Source organism: Delftia sp. ZNC0008 (assembly GCF_000799035.1).
GTDB classification, from domain to species: Bacteria; Pseudomonadota; Gammaproteobacteria; order Burkholderiales; family Burkholderiaceae_C; genus Comamonas; species Comamonas tsuruhatensis.
This window is the reverse complement of sequence record NZ_JTKZ01000463.1, coordinates 1-8,396: the sequence shown is the minus strand read 5'-3', so window position 1 is coordinate 8,396 and position 8,396 is coordinate 1. Positions and strand designations below refer to the sequence as shown.

The following is an 8,396-nucleotide window of genomic DNA, read 5'->3' as shown; positions in this document are numbered from 1 at the left end:
GGCCAGCAGCTCGCCTGCCGGGCTGGGCGCCATGCCGCGCGGGCGGCGCTCGAACAGCGGCACGCCCAGCATCTCTTCCAGACCGGCGACCTGGCGGCTCACGGCCGAGGGCGAGACGTTGAGCCGCGCGGCGGCATCGCTGACCGAGCCGCTGCGCACCACTTCGAGAAAGTAGCGCAGGGCCGTGTCCTGAAGGCGGTTGGAAAGCATGTGGCTCCAATTTATGGTTTGCGGAAAACGCAACGATAAGCCGAGAAAATGGCGATTGTCGAAATATTTGCGCCTGCTTATGCTGACTTCGTTCTGTCACGAAAACGAGGAAATCCATGGAGTCAAGCACAAGCGCCGCTGCGCTGCAGCCGGGTCTGGCCACCGGGGGCGGTGCCGTGGTGGAGATGTCGGCCGTCGCGCTGTCCAAGGCCATCCACGGCCGCGAGCTGTCCTGCCTGGAAGTGCTGGATGCCTACTGCGCGCAGATCGACCGGCTCAACCCCGTGGTCAATGCGCTGGTGGCTCCGCTGGACCGGGACTGGCTGCGCGGCCGCTCCCGCGAGCTGGATACGCTGCTGGCGCGCGGCCAGAGCCTGGGGCCGCTGCACGGCTTTCCGCAGGCGCCCAAGGACATCATGCCGGCCGCAGGCATGGTCACGACCAAGGGATCGCCGATCTTCGCGAACCAGCTGTCGCAGGCCGATTGCGTGGTGTTCGAGCGCATGCGCGCAGGCGGTGCGCTCTTCGTGGCACGCAGCAATTCGCCCGAGTTCGGCCTGGGCGGGCATACCTACAACCCGGTCTACGGGACCACGCGCAATGCCTTCGATCCTTCGCGATCGGCAGGCGGCAGCAGCGGCGGGGCGGGCGTGGCCGTGGCGCTGCGCATGCTGCCCGTGGCCGATGGCTCGGACATGATGGGCTCGCTGCGCACGCCGGCCGCCTTCAACCATGTCTATGGACTGCGCACCTCGGTGGGCTGCGTGCCGCATGGCCCCTCGGAAGAGGTGTTCTTCCAGCAGTTCAGCGTGGCCGGTCCCATGGCGCGGGACATTCCCGACCTGGCCCTGCTGCTGTCCGTGCAGGCAGGCTTTGATGCGCGCCTGCCGCTGACCCGCCGCAGCGAGCCGCCCCAGGACTGGACCGCGCAGCTGCAGCGCGACTGCAAGGGCCTGCGCATCGGCTGGCTGGGGGACCTGGGCGGGCACCTGCCCACCGAGCCTGGCCTGCTGCAGACCTGCCGGGCGGCGCTGCAGCATTTCACGGCCGCAGGCTGCACGGTGGAGGAGGCCGTGCCGCAGTTCGATTTCCAGCGGCTGTGGCGCGCCTGGATCGACCTGCGCAGCTTCAGCGTGGCCGGCGCCAACGCCGCCTTGTACAACGATCCGGCCAAACGCGCCCTGCTCAAGCCCGAGGCCGTCTGGGAAATCGAGCGCGGCCTGGCGCTGCCGGCCATGGCCGTCTATGACGCGGCGCGCGTGCGCTCGGCCTGGTATGAAACATTGCGCCGCCTGTTCGACAGCTACGACTTTCTGGTGCTGCCCTCCGCCCAGGTCTTTCCCTTCGACGCAGCGCTGGACTGGCCTCACGCCGTGGACGGCCGCGAGATGGACACCTACCACCGCTGGATGCAGACCGTGGTGCCTGCCACCATGGCCGGCCTTCCGGCCCTGGCCGCGCCTGCGGGCTTCGGGCCGCAGGGCTTGCCTGCCGGGCTGCAGATCATCGGCCCGGCGCAGGCCGACCTGGCCGTGCTGCAGATCGGCCATGCCTATGACCAGGCCAGCGGCTTGTCGCGCGTGCGCAGCCCGCTGCTCGACTGAAGACTGACGACTGAATTGCCGCATTGAGCTGTTCCCAGGTTCCCGTTCCCTCGTTCCCCAGGAGATCCGTGCCATGGCCTTGTCCCGTTCCCGTTTTCTGTCGTGCCTGATGGCCGGCGCCGCTGTGCTTGCCTTGCCCTTGGCGCATGCCCAGGCCCAGTCCTACCCGGATCGCCCGATCAAGCTGGTCGTGCCCTTTGCGCCCGGCGGCGCCACCGACATCCTGGGCCGCCTGCTGGCCACATCGCTGGGAGAGCGTCTGGGCCAGCCCGTGGTGGTGGAAAACCGTCCCGGCGCGGGCACCGTGGTGGCGGGCGCGCTGGTGGCCAAGGCGCCGCCCGACGGCTACACGCTGCTGCTGGGCGCCAGCACCACGCTGACGCTGAACCCCGTGATCCGCAACCCGCTGCCCTACGATCCGCTGCGCAGCTTCACGCCGCTGGGCCTGGTGGCCGACATGGGGCTGGTGCTGGTGGCGCACAACGAAACGCCTGCACGCACCCTGCCTGAACTCGTGGCCCTGGCCAAGGCCGATCCGGACAAGCTGTCCTACGGCTCCTTCGGCACGGGGTCGTCGGTGCACTTCGGTGGCGAAATGCTCAAGACCGCCACGGGCATGCGCATGGTGCACGTGCCCTTCAACGGCAGCTCGCCCAGCCTGACCGCGCTGATGGGCGGCCAGGTGCAGGTGGCCGTGGACACGGTGGTGGCTACTACGCCGCTGATCAAGGCCGGCAAGATCCGCCCCATCGCGGCCCTGGGCCCGCAGCGCCTGCCCCTGCTGCCCCAGGTGCCCACCGTGGCCGAAAGCGGCTACCCCGGCTTTGCCATGGACACCTGGTTTGCCTTCCTCGCACCGGCCGGCCTGCCCGCTCCCATCCAGAAGAAGCTGGAAAAGGCGCTGGCTGACACCATGGCCGAGCCGGCCATGAAGAAGAAGCTGGTGGACATCGGCCTGTCGCCCGCATGGGGTCCGGGCAGCGCGCTGCAGGAGCGCATCGAGCGCGAACTGCCGCAGATGCGCGCCGTGGCCGCCAGGGCCGACATCAAGGTGGATTGAACGCAGCTGCCTTCCGGGAGAGAGGGGGCAGAGATGGCGTCGTCCCCCTTGGGGGGCGCCGTGCAACGGTAAGGCGCGAAGCGACTCAGGGGACTTCTCATCGTGCAGGAAAGCTGCGGCAGGATTGGCGACAATGCAGGCTTCGCCTTTTCATCGCATCGACAACGAGAATCCTGCCCATGCAATTCGCCGACCGTCTGAACAACGTAGAAACCTCCGCCATCCGCGAGCTGTTCAAGCTGCTGGGCAAGCCCGGCATCATCAGCTTCGCGGGTGGTTTCCCGGACAGCGCCATGTTCGACGTGGCCGGCATCAGCGCCGCCTCCCAGGCAGCGCTGCAGCAGGAGCCGGGCGCCGCGCTGCAGTACGGCGCCACCGAGGGCTACCAGCCGCTGCGCGAGCAGATCGCCGCCTTCATGGCCGGCAAGGGCGTGCGTGAGCTGGCCCCCGAGCAACTGGTGGTCACCACGGGCAGCCAGCAGGCGCTGGACCTGCTGGGCAAGACCATGATCAACCCCGGCGACAAGGTCATCGTGGAAGGCCCGACCTTCCTGGCCACCATCCAGTGCTTTCGCCTGTACGGCGCGCAAGTCATCAGCGCGCCCATCGATGCCGAAGGCGCCCAGGTCGATGCGCTGGAAAAGCTCATTGCCGAGCACCGCCCCAAGCTGGTCTACCTGATTCCCACCTTCGGCAATCCCAGCGGCGCCATGCTGAGCCTGGAGCGCCGCAAGAAGGTGCTGGAGCTGGCCGTCAAGTACCAGACCCTGGTGGTGGAAGACGATCCCTACGGCGACCTGTATTTTGGCGAGGCGCCACCTCCCAGCCTGCTGGCCCTGTCCAGCCAGGTGCCCGGCAGCCGCGACTGGCTGGCCCATTGCGGCTCGCTGAGCAAGGTGCTCAGCCCCGGCCTGCGCATCGGCTGGCTGGTGGCCCCGCCCGAGCTGCTGGCCCGCGCCGTGATGTGCAAGCAGTTCAGCGACGCCCACACCAGCACCTTTGCCCAGGCCACGGCCGCGCAGTACCTGAAGTCCGGCGCCATGCCCGCCACGCTGGCCCATGTGCGCGAGGTCTATGCGCGCCGCGCCAAGGCCATGGGCGATGCGCTGCGCGAGCACCTCGGCGATGCCGTGGAATTCCTGCAGCCCCAGGGCGGCCTGTTCCTGTGGGTGCGCCTGACCGGCAAGGGCGGCGCGCTGGCCGATGCCGGCGAGCTGGCCAAGCGGGCCATCGCCCAGGGCGTGGCCTTTGTGCCGGGCGCGCCGTTCTTCGCGCAAAACCCCGATGCCACCAGCTTCCGCCTCTCGTTCGCCACGGCCGACGAGGACAAGATCCGCGAAGGCATCGCCCGCCTGGCCCAGGCGCTCAAGGCGTGAGCGTGGCTGGGGACAACGAGCGCAGCGGCGAACGCGACGAGGCCCAGGCCCTGCAGGCGCGCGTGATGGAGCTGGAGATCAAGGCCAGCTACACCGACGACCTGCTGGAGCAGCTGAACCTGACCATCTACCGCCAGCAGCAGCAGATCGACCGGCTCCTGGACGAGCTGCGCGACCTGCGCCGACGGGTGCCGGAGGGCGGGCCTGCCGGCGGTGCGACCCATCTGCGCGACGAGCTGCCCCCGCACTATTGAGTGCGCAGGGCTGCATGCGAATGCCCAGGCCAGGCCCTGCCTGGGCATCTTTTCATTCAAGCGGCTTGTTGGCCACGTGCTTCATCTTGCCCAGGAACAGGCGCAGGAAAAAGCCCGCCATGATCAGGATGAAGACGATGACGCCCAGGCTCATCAGCCCGTAGTCGGTGGAAAAGAGATCGATCATCAGCTTCACAAGTCCTCCTGTGGTTTGTAGGTATCGGTGGGGTCCCGATCCGACTATCGCCGTGGCATGGCGTGGAGGGCTTGTGATGGGTCAACGCGGCGGCGGGGCGGGTTTGCGGCAGCGCAAAGGGGCAAGCCCCTGCAAGTCCCTGCAAGCCCGGGCAAGCCCGGGAACTGGGCATGGGGTAGGAGTCGATCATCCAGGGCGAGCCAAGCCCATCACCCCCGCATGAACGGCAGGGGCACCTCCGCAGGAATCGGGCACGCATAGGGTCGGCCGCCGCGGCGCTCGAGCAGCTCCGCCTTGGCCTCGGCCATGCGCTCGGGCCGCTGCAGCAGGGCGATGGCGGTGGCCGCCATCACCTGGGCGGCGCGCACCATGCCGGCGTGGGCCAGGCCGGACTGGCCTTGCGAGACCATCTGCCAGGAGTGCAGCGGCGTGCCGAAGGCGTAGCAGGCCACCCAGGCCTGGACGGTGGGCGTGATCCAGCTCACATCGGCCACGTCGGTGGAGCCGAACAGGGTGTCCTCCACGGCAGGATCGTAGGGCGCCAGGCCTTCGAACACGGCCGGCACCTTGCCGCGCAGCACGCTGGCCAGCGGGCGGCTGACCTGGTCCACGTCATTGCTGTCCAGCGTGGCCTGGAAGTCGCCGGCCAGGCTGTGCAGTCCGGGGTCCACGCGCAGCGGGCCCAGGGCCTGCATCTGTTCGTACATGACCTGGTTCAGCGTGCGGTTCTGCAGCAGGTTGGAGCAGGCCTTGTCGAAGACGATCTCCAGCCGGCAATCCGTCATCAGCGCGGCGCCGCGCGCCACGTTCTGCACGCGCTCGTAGAGTGCGGTCGCCTCGTGGTTGCGTGCGGCCCTCACCAGGTACAGCACCTCGGCGCGCGCCTGCACCACGTTGGGCGACAGGCCGCCCGAGTCGGTGATGGCGTAGTGCACGCGCGCATCGGTGGGCATGTGCTCGCGCAGGTAGTTCACGCCCACGTTCATCAGCTCCACGGCGTCGAGCGCGCTGCGGCCCAGGTGGGGGGAGTGCGCGGCATGCGAGGCCTTGCCGTGGAAGACGAACTTCGCCTGGATATTGGCCAGCGTGCTCTGGCTGAACACGCCGGAGAAGCTGGCCGGGTGCCAGGTCAGCGCCGTGTCCACATCGTCGAAGACCCCGGCGCGCGCCATGAAGGTCTTGCCCGATCCGCCTTCCTCGGCCGGGCAGCCGTAGTAGCGCACGCGCGCCTTGGCGCCGCTGCGGCGCAGGTGCTCCTGCAGCGCGATGGCCGCGAAATGTGCCGAGGTGCCCAGCAGGTGGTGGCCGCAGCCGTGGCCGGCCAGGCCCGGGCTGTCGGTGGAGGGCGTGCAGACCAGGGCGCCGCTTTGCTGGTTCAGGCCCGACAGTGCGTCGTACTCGCCCAGGAACGCCAGCACCGGGCCCTCGTCGCCCCATTCGGCCAGAAAGGCGGTGGGAATGCCGGCCAGGGCGCGTGTGATGCGAAACCCGGCCTGCTCCAGCGCATCGATGTGCAGCTGGGCCGAAGCCGTCTCGGCATAGCGCAGCTCGGCCAGCGACCAGATGCTGTCGGCCAGGGCCGCCATGCGCGCGGACTGCTGCTGGAAGAAATCCTGGAGATGATCGACCGCGCTCATTCCGGCTTCACTCCTGCCTTGTCCAGCAGCGCCTTGTTGCGCTGCAGTTCGCTGGCGATCTGGGCAGGGAAGCGGCCCTGGTCCATCTCGGTGACCGATGCGCCCAGCAGCTTCAGGTGCTTTTGCACCTCGGGCAGGCGCACGGCCTTCGTGGACGCTTCCTGCAACTGCCGGACGATGGCGGGCGGCGTGCCGGCCGGCACGACCAGGCCGAACCAGCTGATGCCCAGCTCGTTGAGCTGCGCATAGCCCAGCTCCTTGAAGGTGGGTACATCGGGCAGATCGGGCGAGCGGCTGTCGCCCGACAGTGCCACGGGGATGAGCTTGCCACCCTTGATCTGGGGCATGGCCGAAGGCAGCTGATCGGTCATCACCTGCACCATGCCCGCCAGGGCGTCGTTGAGCGCCGGGCCGTTGCCGCGATAGGGCACGATCTGGATCTGGGTCTTCATGGTCTCGTTGAAGGACGCCACCATCAGATGGCCCAGCGTGCCCAGGCCCGGCACGCCCGCACTGTAGGCGCCGGGCTGGGCGCGCAGCCTGGCCAGGAACCCCGCGAAATCCTTGACGCCCATCTTGGGATGGACCATGTAGACCGATGGCATGGTCACCAGGTTGGCCACGGGCAGGAGCCTGCCTTCCAGCCTGGCGGCGCGCATGTACAGCGAGGGGTTGATGGTGGCCGTGCTCACCGTGGCCATGCCGATGGTGTATCCGTCTGGCGCGGCCTGGGCAATGCTTTCGGTACCGATCAGGCCGCCCGCGCCGGCCTTGTTGTCCACCACCACGGGCTGGCCCAGCGTGCTGCGCAGGCCTTCGGCGATCACGCGCGCAACGATGTCGGTGGAGCCGCCGGCCGCAAAGGGCACGATGAGCTTGACGGGCTTGCTCGGATAGGCGTCGGCCGCATGGGCCGTGCGGGCCAGGGTGAGGCCGCACAGCGCGGCGCAAAGGCCCGCGCCCAGGGAAAGCAGGGTGCGGCGCGGCAGGTGAGAGAGAGGCTGTAAGAGGGGCTTGGCTTGCATGGCATGGACTCCATCGACGGGGAGGGAGCCGCAGCCTGGGCCGTGCCGGCTCCCGATGCAGGCGACTATAGAAATCCTGCCGCCCGCGTAGGCCACGGTATTTGTGCCAAGCTATAAGCCGTTCCGATAGCTTGCCCTTCGCCGCCTGTGGCGTGCCAGGGCCTGCCTGGGGAAAACACCGAGATTCCCATGAGCCACGATTTTGACGACCGCGAAGGCCTGGACGATGCGGCCACGCCCCAGGGCCGGCTGCTGTTCTCGCGCCTGACCAAGCATGTGCGCCTGCGCCAGCTGCAGCTGCTGGTGGCGCTGCAGCAATGCGGCTCGGTGGTGCAGGCCGCCGCCACGCTGCACATGAGCCAGTCGGCCGCCACCCAGGCGCTGGCCGAGATGGAGCGCGTGCTGGACATCCGCCTGTTCGAGCGCCATGCGCGCGGCATACGCCCCACGCTGGCCGGCCAGACCCTGGTGGACACGGTGCGCGGCGTGCTGGCCGCGCTGGAGGAGGTGGCGGAATCGCTGGCCGCCATTCGCCGGGGCGCCGCGGCCGCGCTGCGCCTGGGCGCCATTCCGGCGGCAGCCCTGGCCATTCTTTCGCCCCTGCTGGCGCGGTTCTATGCCGAACACCCCGAGGTGCATGTCGATGTGCACGAAGACGCCAGTACCCGGCTGCTGTCCCAGCTGCTGGGCGGCGGGCTGGACGCGGTGTTCTGCCGCGAGCCGGCGCTGCTGCCCGGCCCCTTCGTCTTCGAGCCGCTGCTGGCCGACACGGCCGTGGTGGTCGCCGCACGCTCGCATGCACTGGCCGGGCGCCGTGGCGTGCCGCTGCAGGCCTTGACCGGCGCGCGCTGGGTGCTGCCCACGGCCAACATCGCCGTGCGCGGGATTTTCGAGGCCGAGGTGCTCCAGGCGCTGCCCGATGCGCCCTGGTTTCCCGTCTCCACCGTTTCCCTGCCGATACTGGAGGGCCTGTTGAGCCAGCCCGGCGCCGTGGCCCTGGTGCCGCTGAGCATTGCGCCGGGCCTGCAACGCGG

The 8,396-nt window shown here is 69.0% G+C and carries 9 protein-coding genes; 5 read left to right on the top strand and 4 right to left on the bottom strand.

Annotated features, from left to right (window positions below; translation table 11 throughout):
* Positions 1-210: helix-turn-helix domain-containing protein (locus L995_RS15465; protein ID WP_047472524.1), on the bottom strand; the 210-nt coding region annotated here is incomplete at its 3' end.
* 116 nt (positions 211-326) lie between these two features.
* On the opposite strand from L995_RS15465, the gene L995_RS15460 reads away from it, so the two are divergent.
* From L995_RS15460 to L995_RS15445, 4 genes are all read left to right on the top strand, one after another.
* The gene (locus L995_RS15460) at positions 327-1,814 is read left to right on the top strand and encodes an amidase (RefSeq protein ID WP_047472523.1); all 1,488 of its coding nucleotides are present in this window, start codon (positions 327-329) and stop codon (positions 1,812-1,814) included.
* Between the two features lie 73 nt (positions 1,815-1,887).
* Positions 1,888-2,874, top strand: a complete 987-nt coding sequence (locus tag L995_RS15455; RefSeq protein WP_047472522.1) for a Bug family tripartite tricarboxylate transporter substrate binding protein — start codon at positions 1,888-1,890, stop codon at positions 2,872-2,874.
* 179 nt (positions 2,875-3,053) lie between these two features.
* Positions 3,054-4,250: an aminotransferase-like domain-containing protein gene (locus tag L995_RS15450; protein WP_016445250.1), complete on the top strand. Its 1,197-nt coding sequence runs from the start codon at positions 3,054-3,056 to the stop codon at positions 4,248-4,250.
* Positions 4,247-4,504 carry a SlyX family protein gene (locus L995_RS15445; protein WP_016445251.1) on the top strand — a complete coding sequence of 86 codons (258 nt, stop codon included), beginning with the start codon at positions 4,247-4,249 and terminating at the stop codon, positions 4,502-4,504. The genes L995_RS15450 and L995_RS15445 overlap by 4 nt, the downstream gene beginning before the upstream one ends.
* Positions 4,505-4,556: 52 nt before the next feature.
* On the opposite strand, the gene L995_RS32075 is transcribed toward L995_RS15445, so the two are convergent.
* From L995_RS32075 to L995_RS15435, 3 genes are all read right to left on the bottom strand, one after another.
* A complete protein-coding gene (locus tag L995_RS32075) occupies positions 4,557-4,691 on the bottom strand; it encodes a DUF3149 domain-containing protein (RefSeq protein WP_016445252.1) in 135 nt (44 codons plus the stop codon).
* A gap of 218 nt (positions 4,692-4,909) precedes the next feature.
* On the bottom strand, positions 4,910-6,337 hold the full coding sequence (locus L995_RS15440) for a M20 family metallopeptidase (RefSeq protein WP_047472521.1): 1,428 nt from the start codon (positions 6,335-6,337) through the stop codon (positions 4,910-4,912).
* Positions 6,334-7,362, bottom strand: coding sequence for a tripartite tricarboxylate transporter substrate binding protein BugE (locus tag L995_RS15435; protein ID WP_047472520.1), 1,029 nt, complete (start codon positions 7,360-7,362; stop codon positions 6,334-6,336). The genes L995_RS15440 and L995_RS15435 overlap by 4 nt, the downstream gene beginning before the upstream one ends.
* A 189-nt stretch (positions 7,363-7,551) precedes the next feature.
* Between L995_RS15435 and L995_RS15430 the strand changes: the two genes are divergently transcribed.
* On the top strand, positions 7,552-8,396 hold an 845-nt coding region (locus tag L995_RS15430; RefSeq protein WP_047472519.1), incomplete at its 3' end, for a LysR family transcriptional regulator.

Coding starts and splice junctions, on each gene's coding strand:
- L995_RS15450 (WP_016445250.1), top strand. CDS start 3,054: ATGCAATTCGCCGACCGTCTGAACAACGTAGAAACCTCCGCCATCCGC.
- L995_RS15455 (WP_047472522.1), top strand. CDS start 1,888: ATGGCCTTGTCCCGTTCCCGTTTTCTGTCGTGCCTGATGGCCGGCGCC.
- L995_RS15435 (WP_047472520.1), bottom strand. CDS start 7,362: ATGCAAGCCAAGCCCCTCTTACAGCCTCTCTCTCACCTGCCGCGCCGC.
- L995_RS15440 (WP_047472521.1), bottom strand. CDS start 6,337: ATGAGCGCGGTCGATCATCTCCAGGATTTCTTCCAGCAGCAGTCCGCG.
- L995_RS32075 (WP_016445252.1), bottom strand. CDS start 4,691: ATGATCGATCTCTTTTCCACCGACTACGGGCTGATGAGCCTGGGCGTC.
- L995_RS15460 (WP_047472523.1), top strand. CDS start 327: ATGGAGTCAAGCACAAGCGCCGCTGCGCTGCAGCCGGGTCTGGCCACC.